We start from the raw sequence: 18,451 nt of genomic DNA, 5'->3' as shown, positions 1-18,451 counted from the left end.
ACTTCTCCCCTCTTTTACTTACGCATTTTTGGATCTAACGCGTCGCGTAATCCGTCTGCAATTAAGTTGAATGCTAAGATTAACATACTGATGACAACCGCTGGGATGAACATCATATGTGGATACGTTTGAATTGATTTATAACCATCATTTACAAGAGAACCAAGTGATGCGAATGGTGGCTGAATACCTAGTCCGATGAAGCTTAAGAATGCTTCACCAAATACCGCTGTTGGAATTGTAAACATTGTCATTACGATAATTGGTCCCATTACGTTCGGAATTAAGTGCTTCACAATTAACTGTGTATTCGTTGCCCCTAATGTACGAGATGCTAATACATATTCTTGGTTTTTTAATTTTAGGATCTGTCCACGAACGATACGCGACATCCCTATCCAACCTGTAATTGCCATCGCAAGTGTAATTGACCAAATACCTGATCCCATAATGATTACCATTAAAATAACGATGATTAAGTATGGAATACCGTTAATGATCTCCATAATACGTTGCATAATATTATCTACTCTGCCGCCATAGAAGGCTGAAATACCTCCGTATGCAACCCCAATTACTAAGTCAATCGCTGCTGCTAAAAGAGCGATATATAATGATACTCGTGTACCTTCCCATGTTCTTGTCCATAAATCACGGCCAAGATCATCTGTACCAAACCAGAAGTACTCTTTAATATCACGTTTTTCATATTGGTCAACACCATATTGATCTGTACCGTCAAATGGTAGCCAATGAACATTTTCAATCACTGGAATTTTCGGTGGCATTTTCGCACGACCTAAATCCTGCTCTTTATAAGAATGCTTACTTACCATCGGTCCTAAAATTGCTAGTAATATAATAAGCGCTAATAAAATGAAACCAAACATTGCTCCTTTATGTTGGAACAATCGTCTTCTTACATCTTGCCAAAACGTTAAGCTTGGACGGGCAATGACTTCATTATCAACATTATTTTGATTGGCTTGTTGAAATAAATCTGGAGATAATTTTTGTACATCTTTCATCATTTTTTCCCTCCCGCTAAACGAATACGAGGATCAATAATTCCGTATAAAATATCGACAATGAAAATTACTAAGATGAAGATCGCACTATAGAAAATTGTAGTTCCCATAATAACTGTATAGTCATTCACTGTAATCGATTTAACGAATTGTTCCCCAAGTCCAGGTACAGCGTAAATTTGCTCAATAACTAGTGTCCCTGTAATTAATCCTGCAACCATTGGTCCTAAAATTGTTACAACTGGAATTAATGCGTTACGCAGTGCGTGCTTGATAATGATAACGCCTTGGCTAATTCCTTTCGCTTTCGCTGTTAAAATGTAGTCTGCTTGCATAACCTCAATTAACTCTGCACGAGCGAAACGTGCAATTGTTGCGATAACTGCCATCGATAAGGCAATTGTAGGCATTACTGTAAACTCCGGTCCTTTCCAGAATGCTACTGGGAACCAACCAAGTTTTACCCCTACAAAATATTGTAGTAATGCGGCGAATACGAATGAGGGTACCGACATCCCGAGTACGGAAATAATTGTCGCCCCATAATCGACCCACGTATTGTTACGAAGCGCCGCAACGATTCCTAAAATTAAACCGATAAATGTTCCTAATATAATCGCTTGTAAACCAAGTTGTGCTGATGGTCCAATGCGATCCACAATCATATCTGTTACTGGGCGGTTATCATATTGGAATGATACCCCTAAATCACCTTTTGCTAAGTTACCTAAGTAACGCGCATATTGAACTGGTACCGGATCATTTAAACCATATTTTTCAAGAATGATTTCTTTTTGTGCCGGTGATAGTTTCTCCTGGTTTTTAAGCGGAGAACCCGGTAGTAATTTCATCAAAAAGAAAGTCAGTGTAGTAATTAAAAATAATGTCAAAGCCATGTACACGAAACGTTTTAATACATAACGTCCCATAGTCAAGCACCTCCCCGTTTTTCTCAAAAGCAATAAGATAGTTTGAAATATTCTTACTTTTATTTTTTTAAAATAAGAGCACATGCCCATCATAGGCATATACCCTTATTCATGATGGAAACCATTTTTAGTTTTTGAGTTCAACCCACTTATAGCTAAATTCTCCGCCATATTTATGTTCTAATAGGCCTGTAATTGAACTACGTTGTAAATATGCCTTTCCAGGTTGATATACTGGAGCAATCGCTGCATCTTCAAGCAGTTGTTGTTCTGCTTTTAATAGAGCATCCCAACGAGCTTGTACATCTACTTCTGTTTTGGCTTTCTTAATTAGTTCATCATAAGCTGGATTTGCGTAATTCACTTTATTTTGTGAATTACCTGTTGTATACATTTCAAGGAATGACATTGGATCCATATAATCTGGACTCCATCCCGCATATGACATCGCATAATCTCCACTTGCTTCAAGTTTTAATTTTTGTGCAAATGGCTGCATTTTTGTTGAAACTGTTAAACCTGGTAAGTTCTTTTCGAATTGTCCTTTTAAATACTCTCCGATTTTTTTGGCATCATCAGTATCAAAGTTTAATAACTCTAACTCTACTTTGTCTACACCAAGTTCTTTTTTACCAGCTTCCCAATATTTTTGAGCTTCTTTAACATCCTCTTTTATAAGCTTTCCGTTCTCTTCACGGAAGTCTTTTCCGTTAGGTCCTTTTGCCAAACCCTTCGGAACAAAACCATACATTCCTTCTGAACCATCGTTTAAGATAACTTTCCCGATATTTTCACGTTCAAAGGACATCGCAATTGCTTTTCGGATATTTTTATTTGCTAAAAATTTATTTTTTTCATTTAAACGAATGAATTGTGTAGATGGTCTCTTAATTGTTTTAAAATCAGCATCTGATTTGTATTTATCTACAAATTCTGATGTTAATACTACACGATCAATCGCTTTCGTTTCATATAAGTTTATAGCAGTTGAACGATCCTTAACAATATTGAAGTTTATCTCCTCAAGCTTCACTTCTTTATTTTCCCAATACGTTGGATTTTTCTTAAGGTGGAAACTTTGTTCATGTTTCCATTCATTTAAAACGAATGGGCCATTATAAAGTGTCGTATTGGATTCTAATCCAAATTTTGTTCCTTGTTCTTTTACAAACTTCTCATTCAAAGGATAAAATGTTGGATAGACTGTTAGACTTACAAAATAAGGAACAGGATTATCTAATTCCACTTCAAGTGTGTGATCATCAATTGCTTTTACACCAAGTTCCTCAACTGGTAATTCTTTTTTATTAATTTTCTCTGCATTTTTCACATCAAATAGTATGTAAGCAAATTTGGCACCCGTATTTGAATCAACAGCTCTTCTCCAAGAATAAACGAAGTCTTTCGCTGTTACAGGTTCACCATTCGACCATTTCGCATCTTCACGTAATTTAAATACATACTTTTTACCATCTTCTGATTTCTCATAAGATTTAGCGACTCCTGGAACGAGTTTATCGTCTTTCCCCAGACGATACAATCCTTCCATTGTGTTATTCATGATGTTAGAAGATGCTGCATCCGTTGATAGCGTCGTATCCATTGTTGGTATTTCAGCAGTTTCTGTTAGATTCAATACTTGCTTATTTGAAGTACTGGATCCTTTCGCGCTTGCCTTATTATCATCTTTTTGATAACTACAGGCTCCTAGCACACTTACTGTCAACGTCGATGCAAGCAATAGCGGTATCTTTTTCTTCATGCTGTGTTGCCTCCCCTAATTGCACTTCCTGTACCCTCACTTGTAGAAAAACAGAATTGAAAGAATAATCTCCAAGTTTCTACAATTTTCATTATACATATAATATGACGATTGTGAATATAGTTTTTTGTTTTTTTGTTAAAATTTTTAATAAAATGTTTATATTTTTAATTTTTTGTAAAGGGATACGTTAACATTGCTACCATCATCTTGAAATTAGAACCTCAATTGCGTATAATTTTCAAAAAATTATTTATATTACTTATTATAACTTTTATAGTATAATAATTCTAGTAATATTTTGACGGAGGGGAATATTTTGAATAAAGTTTTTTTTCATACTTGTATACTATTTTTGGCTGCGATAATCGCTTCTAGTGTGGGCGCATTCCTCGTTTCATCTCATTTTTTGTTGAATTTTGTCAACATCTCATTCTATATTGCATTGTTTTTTATTCTTATAGGTGGTTTTTTATTCATATTTCAAAACGGATTTTTTAACGTAACAATTTACGCATTCCAAAGAGTATTTGGTACGAATAAAAAAATTGACTCTTTAATTGAAGAAGCAGAGGAACCTATCGATAAGAAAGAACGTATTTATAAAACATATTCATTCAAATGGACGTATCCGATTTGTATTACCGGTATCGTACTTGGGTTGTTCTCGATCCTCATTAGCTTTACTATTTTGATGTAGTTTGCAAACACTATCCCATATGATATAATAATCAGCAAAACATTTTGTTATAAAACTTTAGTTCTTTCATATTAAAAGAGCTTAGGTAACAATAAATAAATTTATATGTATGCGATGATAAAGAAGAGTACATATTGAGGCAATTTCAGAGAGCTTGTGGCTGGTGTGAACAAGTAATTGCGCAGTATGGAATGGGCTTTTGAGCACCAAACCGAACCGAAAGTAGTAGGCTTTGGCGTTATATCCAGACGTTATTATGGATCTTGAGAGATTTCACAGCTGTGAAATAATTAGGGTGGTACCGCGGTCCATTCGTCCCTATGTAATTTGGGATGAATGGGCTTTTTTGTATGCCTTCTCTTCCCCATCGCACATTCAATTTTAGGAGGAATTACTTATGTCAGTTATCTTTTCTGGTATTCAGCCAAGCGGAACAATTACACTTGGAAACTATTTAGGAGCTATGAAGCAATTTACAGAGCTTCAAAATGAACACGACTGTTATTTCTGTATTGTAAACCAACATGCGATTACAGTACCTCAAGATCCCGTACAACTTCGTAAAAACATTCGCAGTCTTGCTGCACTTTATGTAGCATGTGGCATCGATCCTGAAAAAGCTACTTTATTTGTACAATCAGAAGTACCAGCACACGCTCAACTAGGATGGATTATGCAATCAGTTGCTTACGTTGGAGAATTAGAGCGTATGACGCAATATAAAGATAAATCTTCTGGTAGAGATTCAGTTCCAGCTGGATTACTAACGTATCCACCATTAATGGCTGCTGATATTTTACTTTACAACACTGAAATCGTACCTGTTGGTGATGATCAAAAACAACATATGGAATTAACACGCGACCTAGCAGAGCGTTTCAACAAACGCTTCCGTGAAGTGTTCACTGTTCCTGAAATTCGTATTCCAAAAGTAGGAGCTCGCGTTATGTCATTAACAGAACCTACGAAAAAAATGAGTAAATCTGATCCGAATCCAAAAGCAATGATCAGTATGCTTGATGAACCAAAAACAATTGAAAAGAAAATTAAAAGTGCTGTAACTGATTCTGAAGGTATCGTGAAATTTGATAAAGAAAACAAACCTGGAATCTCTAACTTATTAACAATCTACTCTTCATTCTCTGGAAAAACAGTTGAAGAAATAGAAGCAATGTACGAAGGAAAAGGATACGGAGACTTCAAAGGCGACCTAGCACAAGTAGTCGTAGAAGCAATTCGTCCAATCCAAGACAAATATAACGAACTAATCAACTCCCCAGAACTAGACGAAATTCTAGACAAAGGTGCCGAAAAAGCGAACCACGTTGCATTCAAACAACTACGCAAAGTAGAAAACGCAATGGGATTAAGTAGAAAACGTAGGTAACACAAAAAGCGGAAGCGGCTCGTTCAGCTCTGACTGGCTAAGGTTCTTTCGCATAAAAGGCGCTTTTTGCCTTCTTATGCGGAAGGTTCTTAGACACGAAGAGCTTGCCGCTGGAGCTGGATTTCATATAAAGCGGAAGCGGCTCGCTTAGAATGTGAGGGGGATGGAGCTCCTGACGTAGAGGCGGGTTTTGCCTCGCAGGAAGGCGCGAAGCCACCGAACATTCTTGTCACCTCCATAAAAAAAAACCGCCAATTGGCGGTTTTTTTAATTTACCTTCTGCTCATTTTCCATTTCCCATAACTTTTCAAAAAACGGCTGTCCTTTTACAAGGCGCTCACATAATTGCTCGTGCTTCTCAGACCATCCAGTTTTCGCTTCATCATAAAGTTTAGCCCAAACATCTTCAAACTCCATATGTTGGACCATTCCGTACGCTGATGGATCCCACTCTGTGAACCAATAGCGAATTTCAGCTGGATTTTTCGTTGTATGTAATTGATCTAATGCCATAAATAATAATTGTTTTAACTGTCTTTCTTTACGAGTTAGGCCGTTCATAATGAAAGGCGACGGCGATAAAATATGATGTTCTTTTTCAATCTCTTCCACTTGGAACTCATACTTTTCTGCTTGCACATTCTCTACCATCTCATATACCATCTGTTCTTGACGCGGTATAAGCCTACTTTTTCTAATTGGCACATTATAGCCGATTGAATCAATCGCAATAATTCCTTTTCCATCTGTAACTACAAAACAATATTCTTGTTGCAAACGTTCGTGATTTTTACGAATATAAGCCTTATGATATACGTCTTCCAATAATTTTTGCGGAAGCTCTAATAATTCGTTCTCGATGTAATGATATAATGTGGCATCTACTTTTAATAATGGCACTTGATCTAATAGCTCAATCGTATCATCTTTCCGCCATTCGTAAAAATGACAAACGTTATACCCATTCTCTTCACCTTCAAACCAATTTACCCATACATCATGTAGATATAACATTCACTACCCCTCACTTCACTACTGTTTGTACCAATCATTATGTTCAGTTTTGCTTAACTTTATTCCACTTGAGGAAATATATTCTAATTATTATTTTTTCTTCTATAATATTAAAAAAACAGGAGATAGCTCCCCTGTTTTTCATGAAACATGAAATGTATTTGCTTTATTCAATATTTCTTTCGCATCTATAGATAATAAAGAAAGTGTATTTTCTCCTTCAAATGCTACACAATCTTTCACAATATGAAATCCAAGTGCATAGCCAAGCATTTTCGGATACGAGTGCAGTCCATTTAATAAAACATCATGCTCCCTCGTACCTCTCTTTACGCCTATTCGTTCTTGTATTGAATTCCTCCAATAATAAATAGCATCTTCTTTTGAAATGTAAGTAGTCCACGGTGCACATCTTTTTTCTGTATACCTTTCATACACAGCTTGCTCAGCTAACCCTTCCATAATCATCGTATCAAGTAATGTATACTCTGTTTCTTTCGTCTCAATTTGATGTAGCCTACATATATGATGGTATTCATGTGTTAATAAAGCTTTTAGTTCCTCTACTGAATTACGTCCACATACGAATAAGAAAATAACGTGACGCATAGATAAGCCAGCCTTCCCGTTATATTCCTCTTGTACAGTTCGATTGTATGAATCTGATAATAAAATAAAGATAGGGACATCTGGACCTTTTAGCCAACCTTTCAATTTTTCATACTCCATGCTAAGTTCTTTCCAAATTTCTTTCTTCTCTAACTCTTTAATTTCCTGCTCCCCCCGCATTACTGGGCGATACATACCTTTAGAGATTAAAAAGCGATACAGTCTCTCTTTTGGCAATGGAATATACTTTGTAAATTTCTCACAAAGCTTCTCTGGACGTCCATAATACAGATGTAACCATTCTGCCGTTTCAATAACCCCCACCTTCATCCCTCCTTTTCTTATGTATATGCAAAAAAGAATGGAACGTAAAGGTGATAAAAAATAAATAAGGTGTCTTTTCGTAGTACTTTACGAAAAGACACCTTATTGTACATATTATTTATATGCTTTAAATACTAATACTGCGTTATGACCACCGAATCCTAATGAATTACTTAATACAGCTCGCACTTCTTGATGTCTCGCTGTATTTGGTACGTAATCTAAATCACATTCTGGATCTGGTGTTTCATAGTTAATCGTCGGAGGAATTACTCCGTCTGTGATTGATTTAATAGAGAAGATCGCTTCAACAGCACCAGCTGCTCCTAATAAGTGACCTGTCATTGATTTCGTCGAGCTAATTGCTACTTTATATGCATGCTCACCAAACGTTTCTTTAATTGCCATCGTTTCATACTTTTCATTTGCATCTGTACTTGTACCATGCGCATTAATGTAATCAATATCTGCTGGCTCTAGACCTGCATCAGCTAAAGCTTGACGCATCGCACGAACTCCACCTTCACCACCAGGAGCAGGCATTGTAATATGGAATGCATCACCAGTTGCACCATATCCGACAATTTCCGCGTAAATATGAGCACCACGCGCTAACGCATGCTCTAATTCTTCAAGAATAAGAATTCCTGATCCTTCACCCATTACGAAACCGCTACGATTTTTATCGAATGGGCGGCAAGCCGTTGCTGGATCTTCATTGAATGTTAATGCTTTCGCTGAGCTAAACCCAGCGAATGCCATACTTGTTAATGGTGCTTCTGCTCCACCTGTTATCATCGCATCAGCATCACCGCGCTGGATTACTTTAAACGCATCACCAATTGAGTTTGCTCCAGATGCACAAGCTGTTACAGAGCAAGTATTAATTCCTTTCGCTCCTGTAGCGATTGACACTTGACCTGCTGCCATATCTGGAATCATCATTGGTACGAAGAATGGACTCACGCGGCGCGGACCTTTTTCAGTAAAAATCTTAAATTGTTCTTCGTATGTTTCCATACCACCAATACCAGAACCAACCCATACACCAATGCGTGGTGCATTTTCTTCTGTAATTTCAAGCTTCGCATCCGCAACTGCCATTTTCGCTGCTGCTACTGCATATTGCGTAAAGCGGTCCATACGGCGCGCTTCTTTTTTATCTATATATTTTTCGACTTCAAAGTCGTTAATTTCTGCTGCTACTTTTGCAGGAATTTGTTCTGAATCTATTCTTGTAAGTCGTCCGATTCCGGATACACCGTTTTTAATGTTTTCCCAAGCTGTTTCAACATCTGTTCCGATCGGTGTAACAGCTCCTAGCCCTGTAATTACGACCCTCTTTTTTTCCATACAAAATACACTCCTTTTTTTCTCTCAGTCCTTATTTACCCCAACGAAGAGCTACTGCTCCCCATGTTAACCCGCCGCCAAAACCGACTAGTATAATTAAATCACCATCTTGAATACGTCCATTTTGCAATTCCTCTACCATTGCAATTGGAATTGAAGAAGCCGATGTATTACCGAACTTTTCAATTGTCATACTCATTTTTTCTTTCGGTAAATTTAATCTTTCTCTTGCAGATTCCATAATACGAATATTCGCTTGATGTGGTACTAAGAAGTCCACATCCTCTTTCGTAAGTCCCGCTTTTTCTAACACGCGAAGACAGGAATCACCAAGTTGGCGAACAGCAAATTTAAAGACTTCTCTGCCGTTCATCATAACATACTCGTCTTGATAAAGATGCTTACCGCCACTTCCGTCCGCTCCTAATTCAAAGGAAAGTACACCTTTCCCTTCCGAAACAGCTCCCATTACGATAGCACCTGCTCCGTCCCCAAATAGTACTGCTGTATTTCGATCGTTCCAGTCTACAATTTTAGATAGTTTGTCACTACCAACTACTAATACATTTTTATAAGTTCCCGTTTGAATAAATTGCTGCGCTGTAATCATTCCGTACATAAAGCCAGCACACGCTGCACTTAAATCCATTGCGGCTGCGTGTTTTGCGCCAATTGCTTCTTGGATTACACAAGCTACTGCTGGGAATGCGCGATCTGGCGTTACTGTTGCCACTAGAATAAGATCGATATCCTCTCCGCTAATCCCGGCATCTTCAAGTGCTTTTTTAGAAGCCTCTACCGCCATATATGAAGTATCTATTGTATCATCGGCAATGCGTCTTTCTGCAATTCCCGTTCTCGTACGAATCCATTCATCAGATGTATCTACGATTTTCTCTAAATCGTGATTTGTGACTACTTTTTCTGGCACATACCTTCCGATCCCTAAAATGCCCACGTTCACATCGCAGCCCTCCGTTTTATATCAATTATTATGACTTGGTACTAATTTTAAAACATAAATGTACTTTTGTCTAGAATATATTTCAGCTAAAAAAATAAGACAGCGTATTACGAACTTTATTTTTCATTAAAAGAAACAGAAAAATTCCTATCCTTTCAAAAGATAAACTTCCCAATACTTTTGACCTTACTCCGCTCGAAACAAAAAAAACCTTACTGCTTCTATCCACAGCTCGAGCATCTCTCTGGTTTCACTCCGCTCGAAACAAAAAAAGGCCCCAACCGCTTCTATCCACGGCTCGAGCCTCTCTTCCATCAAAAAAGAAGGGGTTGGTTTTATTCTTTATCTGCTTTCCCTTCAAAACTAAGACCTTCTCCTCATAACCTTCCCCTTTAGCCTCATCATCTCTCTGGTTTCACTCCGCTCGAAACAAAAAAGGCCCCAACCGCTTCTATCCACGGTTCGAGCCTCTCTCCCCCTCAAAAAGAAGGTTTTTTATTCTTTATCCGCTTTCCCAAGCTCATATGCTTCGCCCATTACTTTCATCAATAGCTCTAACACCGGCTGTGCTTTCTCCATATCAAGTGCAATTCCATTAGAATCTAAAATTGCCTTTGCTTCTGGTAAATGCTTCATTGCGATTTGTAAAAATTGCATACTTTTTTCGTTCATGTAATCTCTTCCTCTCCATTAAAGCTTTTCAATCAATTATCCATACAATAGTGTAACACGCGTGCTACCCTTCGTATAACTCTTTATATTTTTTCATATGTGCCAATTGTTTATTTAAACCGAATTCTACTGGTGTATTTTTTTGAATAGAAATAACCTCTACAGCTTCATCTCTTACTTCCACATTTTTGTTATTTACTTTATCATCTGCATGTAAAAGACTCATACCTTTTTCCCATAACTCTTCTTTTCCACTAAGTAAATTATATATACCGAGGTGTTTTACATTCATTCCATTTTCCCATAAATATTCACATACATCTTCAACGTAAAGTAAATCCCTTCCTTTTTCTCCATTTATACAACGGCACTCTTTTTCATCAAGTTCTGATAAAATAAGCTGATGATACATCATAAACGACGGTTGCCACGGCCCATATAATGTAGGAACTCGATATGCACTATATTGTAATTCGCCTTTTTTCAACCCTTCTTCCACTTTCGAAAATAGATGTTTGTTTTCGGATTCTTCAGTGCTTCCTATTTCAATAGAAGAAATTAGATTTAACTTTACTTTATTTTTTTCACACATCCTTACGATTCGTTTTAAATATTGTAATATGACCCTTTCATTCCGAAATCCACTTTGCTGATTCGGCTCATACAAGCAAAAATAAACTGTATCGAAGCTCTCTTCCTCTACCGATCGCCATCCGTCTTCATCCCTTATAGAATAGTACGTAAATAACGCATTCCGCCCAATCAACAATAATTTCTCTTCATTAATTTTTGTCATACTATCAAATTCATCAAAATCAAGACCATATACTTCTACTTCTTCTGCAATCATTTTATTCACAAGGTGATAACCTACAAACGTAAGTGCACCTATAATCAGCACGCGTTTCATACCACCAACCCTTTCCCCTTGAAACAAATAGCTCCTCATTTATGTATATGGGAGCTTCACAATTCTTCTTCATATTTTTTAAAGAAATCAGTCGTTTGTCTAACCATTTTATATTTCACATCTTGCAGATGGAATAAAACAGAAGTATCGCATTGATTGAATTGCCTCATTTTCTCGTATTTACGTAACAATTGTTTTCTTCCTCTTTTTTCCTGTGTTGAGACAAAAATTTTAACAGGTACGCAAGACGGCAGAAGCGCAAATGATTTCTGATTTATTTTTGATTCTAATTCTTCTTCTTTGGAATCATACGCCAAACTTAATTCCTTCACTAATCTTTTGTAAAAAAACTTATGCTCTTTCTCAAAATCTACATATTCTGGTAAATCTAAACACGGATTTAACATAACGACAGAACGTATACATTCAGGGTATTTGTTCATCATCTCCAGCGCTACAAGCGCTCCCATACCATCTGCCATAATGTGCATTTTCGCATTCAATGTCTCTTTTCTTAGAACGACATCATACAAACGTTTTGCAAGACGAACAGCTCGGTCGTTCCCCCAATGCCTTCCATATAAGTTAGATGAAAAGACCGTATAGCCTTTTTCAATAAGGCCCTGTAAAAAATAAGCTCTCCCTGCATGCTGTGTCCATAAACTTGTACCATTCTCAATAAAATAGTTATAATCTCCTAGGAGCATAACAGAAAATCCATTTGGCTTTTCCGGTAAATAAATTACACATGGTTCTTTTTCTAAGTAAAAAAAACGTTCCGTAATACTCATTTTTCTCCCGCCTTATTTTCTAAACGTATAAAAGTACTCTTTTATAATGTATGAACAGAATGCAAATTTGCGTTGAAAAATCTACAAATATTTTTCTATATTCTTTTTTCAATTGTGTTACAATAAGGACAGATTGAACGAATAGAGGTGTAAAATATGCGTTTCATTTGGGCATTAATTTGGTCGTTCGCGCTTGTACATATGATGAGCTACGTAATCGGCTCTATGACTGGCGGTACATACGATTTTAACCAAGCGTCTATTTTCTCAGTTGTTCTTGCGGTATTAGTATTAGCGATTGCAGCTGCGATTCCAAACGAGCCAGTAGAACAACACTAAAAAGAGTCCGGATTTTATCCGAACTCTTTTTTTACTTTACATGAACGACTAATTCGTTATTTTCTACATCAACCACTACGTGACTATTGTCAGTAATCGTTCCTGCAATTAATTCTCTCGCTAATTTCGTCTCAACTTGACGCTGTACGTATCGTTTTAACGGACGAGCTCCGTACATCGGATCGAATCCAGCTTCTACAACAAATTCTTTTGCAGATTCCGTCAATTCTAATGATATGTGGCGATCTGCTAAACGCCCTTGTAATTCTTGTACAATCTTATCAACAATATCTTTAATTTCATTCCTTGTAAGAGGTTTGAATAAAATAATTTCATCGACACGGTTTAAGAATTCCGGTCGGAAATGTCCTCTTAATTGTCCCATTACAAGTTCTCTTGACTCTTCTTTAATAGAACCATCTTCTTCTAGCCCTTCTAATAAATGAGCAGATCCAATATTTGAAGTCATAATAATAACCGTATTTTTAAAGTCTACTGTACGTCCTTGTGAATCTGTAATGCGGCCATCGTCTAACATTTGTAATAAAATGTTGAATACTTCTGGATGTGCTTTTTCGATTTCATCTAACAAAATAACAGAATACGGTTTACGTCTTACTGCTTCTGTTAATTGTCCCCCTTCTTCATATCCAACATATCCAGGAGGCGCACCAATTAAGCGTGACACTGCGTGTTTCTCCATATACTCAGACATATCGATACGAATCATTTGCTCTTCACTGTCAAATAACGTTTGTGCTAGCGTTTTTGCAAGCTCAGTTTTACCAACACCTGTAGGGCCTAAGAAAATGAATGAACCAATTGGACGATTCGGATCTTTAATGCCAGCGCGCGCACGAAGAACTGCGTCTGATACAAGGCTTACCGCTTCCTCTTGACCGATAACACGCTCTGATAAAATTTGTTCAAGACGTAATAATTTCTCACGTTCACCTTCAACGAGTTTTGCGACAGGAATACCAGTCCATCTTGAAACAATGTCTGCAATTTCTTCTTCGCTTACTTCCTCGCGTAATAAACGATTCTCTTGTTTATTATGTGCACCCATCTCTTCCGCTTCTTTTAACTCTTTTTCGATAGCTGGAATTTTCCCGTGGCGAAGCTCAGCTGCTTTATTTAAATCGTAATTTCCTTCTGCTTCTTCTAACTCACGGCGCAAGCGCTCTAAATGCTCACGTAAGTCACGCACTTTGTGAATGTCTTCTTTTTCTTTCTCCCATTTCGCTCTCATACTACTTGCAACTTCTTTTAAATCCGATAATTCACGTTGCAATGTTTTTAGGCGCTCTTGACTACCTAAATCCTTTTCTTTCCCAAGAGCAGCTTCTTCAATTTCCAGCTGCATAATGCGGCGCGTTACTTCATCTAATTCTGTTGGCATAGAATCAATTTCTGTTCGAATTGTTGCACAAGCTTCATCAACAAGATCAATTGCTTTATCGGGCAAGAAACGATCCGAAATATATCGATCTGATAAAACAGATGCCGCTACAATCGCGCGGTCATGAATATTTACACCGTGATAAATTTCAAAACGCTCTTTTAAACCACGCAAAATGGAAATTGTATCCTCAACAGTTGGCTCTTCTGCTAACACTTGTTGGAAACGTCTTTCTAACGCTGGATCTTTCTCAATATATTTACGGTATTCATCTAATGTCGTTGCCCCGATACAATGCAGTTCACCACGCGCTAGCATTGGTTTTAACATATTTCCCGCATCCATCGCTCCTTCTGTTTTACCAGCGCCGACGATTGTATGAAGTTCATCAATGAATAATAAAATACGGCCTTCACTCTTTTTAATTTCATTTAATACAGCTTGCAGACGTTCTTCAAACTCACCGCGGAATTTTGCTCCGGCCACAAGTGCACTCATATCTAAAGCGAAAATTGTTCTATCTTTTAATCCTTCTGGGACATCTTTTTTCACAATACGCTGCGCTAATCCTTCAACGATTGCTGTTTTACCAACACCTGGCTCTCCGATTAAAACGGGGTTATTTTTCGTTTTGCGTGAAAGAATGCGGATCACGCGGCGAATTTCACTATCTCTGCCAATTACAGGATCAATTTTCCCCGCTCTTACTTCAGCCACTAAATCACGGCCATATTTTTCTAACGCTTCATAAGTTGCTTCTGGATTTTGACTAGTCACTCTTTGATTCCCCCGAACTGTCATTAAAGACTGTAATAAGTTATCTTTCGTAATATGAAATTTTGTAAATAATTGATTTATATCGCCTTTTTCTTCAGAAAAAGCAAGTAATACATGTTCGATTGAAATGTAGTCATCTTGCAATTTCTCCGCTTCTTTTCCTGCTCTTACAAGCAGTTGTTGCAAAGCACCTGTTACATATAATTTCCCTGCCTCTGCCCCGCTTCCAGTTACAGAAGGCTTTTTCTTAATTAAACTTTCGGCGCCTTGCTTTAACGCTTCTATATCGACATTCATTTTTTGAAAAATACGTACCGTTAATCCGTCTTGTTGCTCTAATAACGTAAGCAATAGATGAACAGTATCTACTTCTTGATGATGATGAGATACCGCTAAAGATTGAGCACTCATAATCGCTTCCTGTGTTTTCGTTGTCATTTGATTTAAGTCCATCTTTACAGCCCTCCAAATGTTTGACTTTCTTTGACCTTTGATTTGATTATACGCCAACTGACTTTTTTATACAATAATTTTGCTTATGTAGTTCAAACTTATTATTGGAAAAAGAAAAAAGTAACATTCATTTTCCTAATCAAAAAAGCCGCAATAACGATTGCGGCTTCTGTTACGGTTTTCTTTTATATGTCCACTGACGGTTATGATTTGCGTTCTCTGGAAACTTTTCACCGGCAGTTAATTGTACCATTTGCGGATTTTTCACCATACTTCCCGTTTCACCAATTTCTACGTAAATGCCATCATTTGGCGCTTTTTGCCCTGAACGAAACCTGCGATTTTGTCCCATTTTCATTCTCCTTCCATGACGTCTTGCCTCATTAGTATATCCATTTTAAAAGAAAGCCTTTCTGTCATGTTTAGGAAACAAGTACTACCGTTTACCCATGTACATATATATAATTACACAAGCTTAAGCAGGAATTATTGGCATATTTGTTGAAAAAAAAGAAACCAACCTACTTTAGGCCAGTTTCAAAGGAGAGTCAAACATATACGAGAAGATTACATGTTCATTATAAGTCGCATCATTCAAACAATGTAACCCTTTTCACAAATTGTACATAATGAAAGAAACATTGTTTGAACTTTCTAAAAAGACATTGACTTTTCCTAATTTCCAACGAGAAATAGTAGACACCACAGCGCTTCGCGACGTAAGATGGATATATAGTGAAACTTTCATCTACAGTAGTTTCACCCAGTCTAACCTCTTATTTCTGCATATTAAAAACGGAAATACAGATAGAATCAAAAAATTTATTATAAGAGGTGAAATTATGAACAAACAACATTTAATCGCATTAGACTTAGACGGAACTTTATTAACAGACAACAAAATAATTTCTCCAAGAACGAAAAACACAATTGCAAAAGCAAAAGAACAAGGACATATTGTCGTTATTTCAACAGGACGTCCATTCCGCGCTAGTTACGATTATTATAAAGAACTTAGCCTTAACACACCAATCGTAAACTTTAATGGAGCTTACGTGCATCACCCTCTTGATTCAAGTTGGGGAACACATCACTCTCCTCTTGAACTTTCAACAGCGCAAGAAATCGTCCGAGCTTGCTTTGATTTCGGCGTGAAAAATGTCTACGCTGAAGTCATCGATGATGTGTATGTCCGTGAAATTGATGAAGATAAAAAACATATTTTTGAATTCGGTTCTCCAAGGATTTTCACAGGAGATTTATTAAATATTTTAAACGACCATCCAACTTGCTTATTAATCGATGCACATGACGAGCATTCTGCTGCAATTCGCCAACATTTAACAGATATGCATGCTGAAGTCATCGACCATAGAAAATGGGGTGCGCCTTGGCCAATTATTGAAATTGTAAAAAGCGGATTAAATAAAGCTGTCGGATTACAAAAAATTTCAGGCCATTATAATATTCCTAAAGAGCGAATTATCGCTTTTGGTGATGAGGATAACGACTTTGAAATGATCGAATTTGCTGGTCATGGAATCGCAATGGGTAATGCAATTCCTGAATTAAAATCACTCGCAAATCATACGACATTAACGAATGAAGAAGATGGTATCGCTCTATATTTAGAAGAGGTTCTTGGATTGTAATCTAAAAATTCCCTGCTTATAGTTTCTCGCCAAACGCTCATACTATTATTAGACGCAAAAGTCAGCGCGTCAATTGTTTTCAGCTAAATAAAGGGGGTTTTTCGAATGGGTAAAAAGAACAAATCAAAACGTTTTATCCAGCAAGGAGCCGATGCTGTTATGAAGCATGATGCAAGATTCCCGTACAGAGGTACATTAGCTGAGGCAGAAAAAGCGAGAAGTAACTCTTCGTTTGGAGGGGTTTAAATGGGGAACTTACTATTCCAACAAGCTAGAGACGCTGTTTCAAGTGCCGTTTCTTGTTCAAGTGGTGCTGAACAACAGGAACTCGTTTATAGAGCAAAAAACTCTTTGCACTCTGCTTATGCAAACTCTTCAACTGCTGAAAAAGTTCAGCTACGTGAAATGCAGGAGCAATTGCAAAACATTACGAATTCGCATTAAAAAAGGAGGACCAGCTTTGGTCCTCTTTAATCTTTTCTAAACAATCCAAACACACCGACCGTTTGCAGTATATTTGTAAATGCACCTGGGTCCACTTGTTTAATAACCCTCTCTAATTCGTACAACTCGTAACGAGTAATAACAATCATTAACATTTCTTTATTTTCATTTGTATAAGCACCTGTTGCTGGTATAGTTGTAATCCCTCTCACTACGCGAGAGTGAATCGCTTTTCGCACATCTGCCCCGTTCTTTGTAACAATTAATGCCGTAATTTTCACATGACGGGTATGAATCGCATCAATAATTCTCGTTGATACATACAAAGTGACTAAAGTATATAATGCCTTTTCCCATCCATATACGTAGCCAGCAGCGATAATGATAAGTGCATTAAAGAAGAAAAAATACGTGCCGACAGGCTTATCTTTTATTTTTGATAAAATCATAGCAATAATATCTAGACCACCTGTAGAAGCCCCCCACTTTAAAGCAACCCCTACCCCAATCGCTGAAATAATACCACCAAAAATCGCATTCAATATAATATCGTGCGAAACCGCTCTAACTGGGATAATTTCTAAAAACAAAGTCATAAATACAACGCAAAGAAAACTAAAAAATGTAAAGGCCTTCCCAACCTTTTTCCACGCTAAAATAACGACAGGAATATTAAACAAACTAAACAATACCCCCGTAGATATATGAATAGATAAAAAGTCACCTAATATTTGTGACAATAATTGAGACAATCCAGCAAAACCACTCGCATACACTTTCGCTGGTGTTAAAAATAAATTCATCCCAATCGCATTTAATAAACCCGCAATAATTACAACGACTAACTTCTTAATAAGTTCAGTATAATTCAGCTTCAAATCCATTTCTAATCCACCTTTAGTATTCATGAATGCACCGCTATACATAGTCTTTACGAAAAA

General features: G+C 37.1%; 19 protein-coding genes and 1 other annotated feature. Of the genes, 6 read left to right on the top strand and 13 right to left on the bottom strand.

Annotated features, from left to right (window positions below; all coding sequences use genetic code 11):
- Positions 1-14: 14 nt before the first annotated feature.
- From opp3C to MR155_RS11615, 3 genes are all read right to left on the bottom strand, one after another.
- On the bottom strand, positions 15-1,031 hold the full coding sequence (gene opp3C, locus MR155_RS11625) for an oligopeptide ABC transporter permease (protein WP_098635452.1): 1,017 nt from the start codon (positions 1,029-1,031) through the stop codon (positions 15-17).
- Entirely contained in the window at positions 1,028-1,957 is a 930-nt protein-coding gene (gene opp3b, locus MR155_RS11620; protein WP_000534165.1) for an oligopeptide ABC transporter permease, read from the bottom strand. The genes opp3C and opp3b overlap by 4 nt, the downstream gene beginning before the upstream one ends.
- Positions 1,958-2,084: 127 nt before the next feature.
- Positions 2,085-3,719, bottom strand: coding sequence for a peptide ABC transporter substrate-binding protein (locus MR155_RS11615; protein WP_070141279.1), 1,635 nt, complete (start codon positions 3,717-3,719; stop codon positions 2,085-2,087).
- 319 nt (positions 3,720-4,038) lie between these two features.
- Between MR155_RS11615 and MR155_RS11610 the strand changes: the two genes are divergently transcribed.
- Both MR155_RS11610 and trpS read left to right on the top strand, forming a co-directional pair.
- Positions 4,039-4,419 (top strand): DUF3899 domain-containing protein, encoded by a 381-nt coding sequence (locus tag MR155_RS11610; RefSeq protein ID WP_242309835.1) that lies wholly within the window; start codon positions 4,039-4,041, stop codon positions 4,417-4,419.
- 105 nt (positions 4,420-4,524) lie between these two features.
- Positions 4,525-4,742: a binding site (T-box leader), on the top strand.
- Between the two features lie 74 nt (positions 4,743-4,816).
- Entirely contained in the window at positions 4,817-5,806 is a 990-nt protein-coding gene (gene trpS / locus MR155_RS11605) for a tryptophan--tRNA ligase (RefSeq protein ID WP_002011330.1), read from the top strand.
- 267 nt (positions 5,807-6,073) lie between these two features.
- On the opposite strand, the gene MR155_RS11600 is transcribed toward trpS, so the two are convergent.
- The 7 genes from MR155_RS11600 to MR155_RS11570 form a co-directional block, all read right to left on the bottom strand.
- A complete protein-coding gene (locus MR155_RS11600; RefSeq protein ID WP_002030367.1) occupies positions 6,074-6,820 on the bottom strand; it encodes a YjbA family protein in 747 nt (248 codons plus the stop codon).
- 141 nt (positions 6,821-6,961) lie between these two features.
- Positions 6,962-7,753, bottom strand: a complete 792-nt coding sequence (locus MR155_RS11595) for a DUF2268 domain-containing putative Zn-dependent protease (protein ID WP_113937674.1) — start codon at positions 7,751-7,753, stop codon at positions 6,962-6,964.
- Between the two features lie 114 nt (positions 7,754-7,867).
- Positions 7,868-9,106: a beta-ketoacyl-ACP synthase II gene (fabF, locus tag MR155_RS11590; RefSeq protein WP_242309834.1), complete on the bottom strand. Its 1,239-nt coding sequence runs from the start codon at positions 9,104-9,106 to the stop codon at positions 7,868-7,870.
- A gap of 31 nt (positions 9,107-9,137) precedes the next feature.
- Positions 9,138-10,070 carry a beta-ketoacyl-ACP synthase III gene (gene fabH, locus MR155_RS11585; RefSeq protein ID WP_001100550.1) on the bottom strand — a complete coding sequence of 311 codons (933 nt, stop codon included), beginning with the start codon at positions 10,068-10,070 and terminating at the stop codon, positions 9,138-9,140.
- A 495-nt stretch (positions 10,071-10,565) separates the two neighbouring features.
- Positions 10,566-10,742 (bottom strand): ComZ family protein, encoded by a 177-nt coding sequence (locus MR155_RS11580; protein ID WP_002011319.1) that lies wholly within the window; start codon positions 10,740-10,742, stop codon positions 10,566-10,568.
- Between the two features lie 64 nt (positions 10,743-10,806).
- Positions 10,807-11,679, bottom strand: a complete 873-nt coding sequence (locus MR155_RS11575; protein WP_242309833.1) for an NAD-dependent epimerase/dehydratase family protein — start codon at positions 11,677-11,679, stop codon at positions 10,807-10,809.
- Positions 11,680-11,708: 29 nt separating this feature from the next.
- Positions 11,709-12,443 carry a lipase family protein gene (locus MR155_RS11570; protein ID WP_113937671.1) on the bottom strand — a complete coding sequence of 245 codons (735 nt, stop codon included), beginning with the start codon at positions 12,441-12,443 and terminating at the stop codon, positions 11,709-11,711.
- A 156-nt stretch (positions 12,444-12,599) separates the two neighbouring features.
- Here MR155_RS11570 and MR155_RS11565 point away from each other — a divergent pair, with 156 nt between their 5' ends.
- Complete coding sequence (locus MR155_RS11565) at positions 12,600-12,782, top strand: YjzD family protein (protein WP_001211111.1); 183 nt, start codon at positions 12,600-12,602, stop codon at positions 12,780-12,782.
- A gap of 31 nt (positions 12,783-12,813) precedes the next feature.
- Here the strand turns inward: MR155_RS11565 and clpB are convergent, their stop codons facing one another.
- Positions 12,814-15,414: an ATP-dependent chaperone ClpB gene (gene clpB / locus MR155_RS11560; RefSeq protein ID WP_242309832.1), complete on the bottom strand. Its 2,601-nt coding sequence runs from the start codon at positions 15,412-15,414 to the stop codon at positions 12,814-12,816.
- A 172-nt stretch (positions 15,415-15,586) separates the two neighbouring features.
- A complete protein-coding gene (locus tag MR155_RS11555; protein ID WP_002086997.1) occupies positions 15,587-15,766 on the bottom strand; it encodes a YjzC family protein in 180 nt (59 codons plus the stop codon).
- 490 nt (positions 15,767-16,256) lie between these two features.
- Here MR155_RS11555 and MR155_RS11550 point away from each other — a divergent pair, with 490 nt between their 5' ends.
- The 3 genes from MR155_RS11550 (at position 16,257) to MR155_RS11540 (ending at position 17,510) form a co-directional block, all read left to right on the top strand.
- The gene (locus MR155_RS11550) at positions 16,257-17,066 is read left to right on the top strand and encodes a Cof-type HAD-IIB family hydrolase (protein WP_002011310.1); all 810 of its coding nucleotides are present in this window, start codon (positions 16,257-16,259) and stop codon (positions 17,064-17,066) included.
- A gap of 105 nt (positions 17,067-17,171) precedes the next feature.
- Positions 17,172-17,312 (top strand): hypothetical protein, encoded by a 141-nt coding sequence (locus MR155_RS11545; RefSeq protein WP_000516816.1) that lies wholly within the window; start codon positions 17,172-17,174, stop codon positions 17,310-17,312.
- Entirely contained in the window at positions 17,313-17,510 is a 198-nt protein-coding gene (locus MR155_RS11540) for a DUF3813 domain-containing protein (protein WP_002011309.1), read from the top strand.
- A 26-nt stretch (positions 17,511-17,536) separates the two neighbouring features.
- Here MR155_RS11540 and MR155_RS11535 read toward each other — a convergent pair whose 3' ends face one another.
- Positions 17,537-18,394 (bottom strand): YitT family protein, encoded by an 858-nt coding sequence (locus tag MR155_RS11535; protein ID WP_242310044.1) that lies wholly within the window; start codon positions 18,392-18,394, stop codon positions 17,537-17,539.
- Between the last annotated feature and the right edge of the window lie 57 nt (positions 18,395-18,451).

The sequence above is a fragment of the Bacillus cereus group sp. BfR-BA-01331 genome (genome assembly GCF_022663915.1).
GTDB lineage: Bacteria > Bacillota > Bacilli > Bacillales > Bacillaceae_G > Bacillus_A > Bacillus_A mycoides.
Note: the sequence above shows the minus strand (reverse complement) of the source record. Positions and strands in the feature narration are given on the sequence as shown.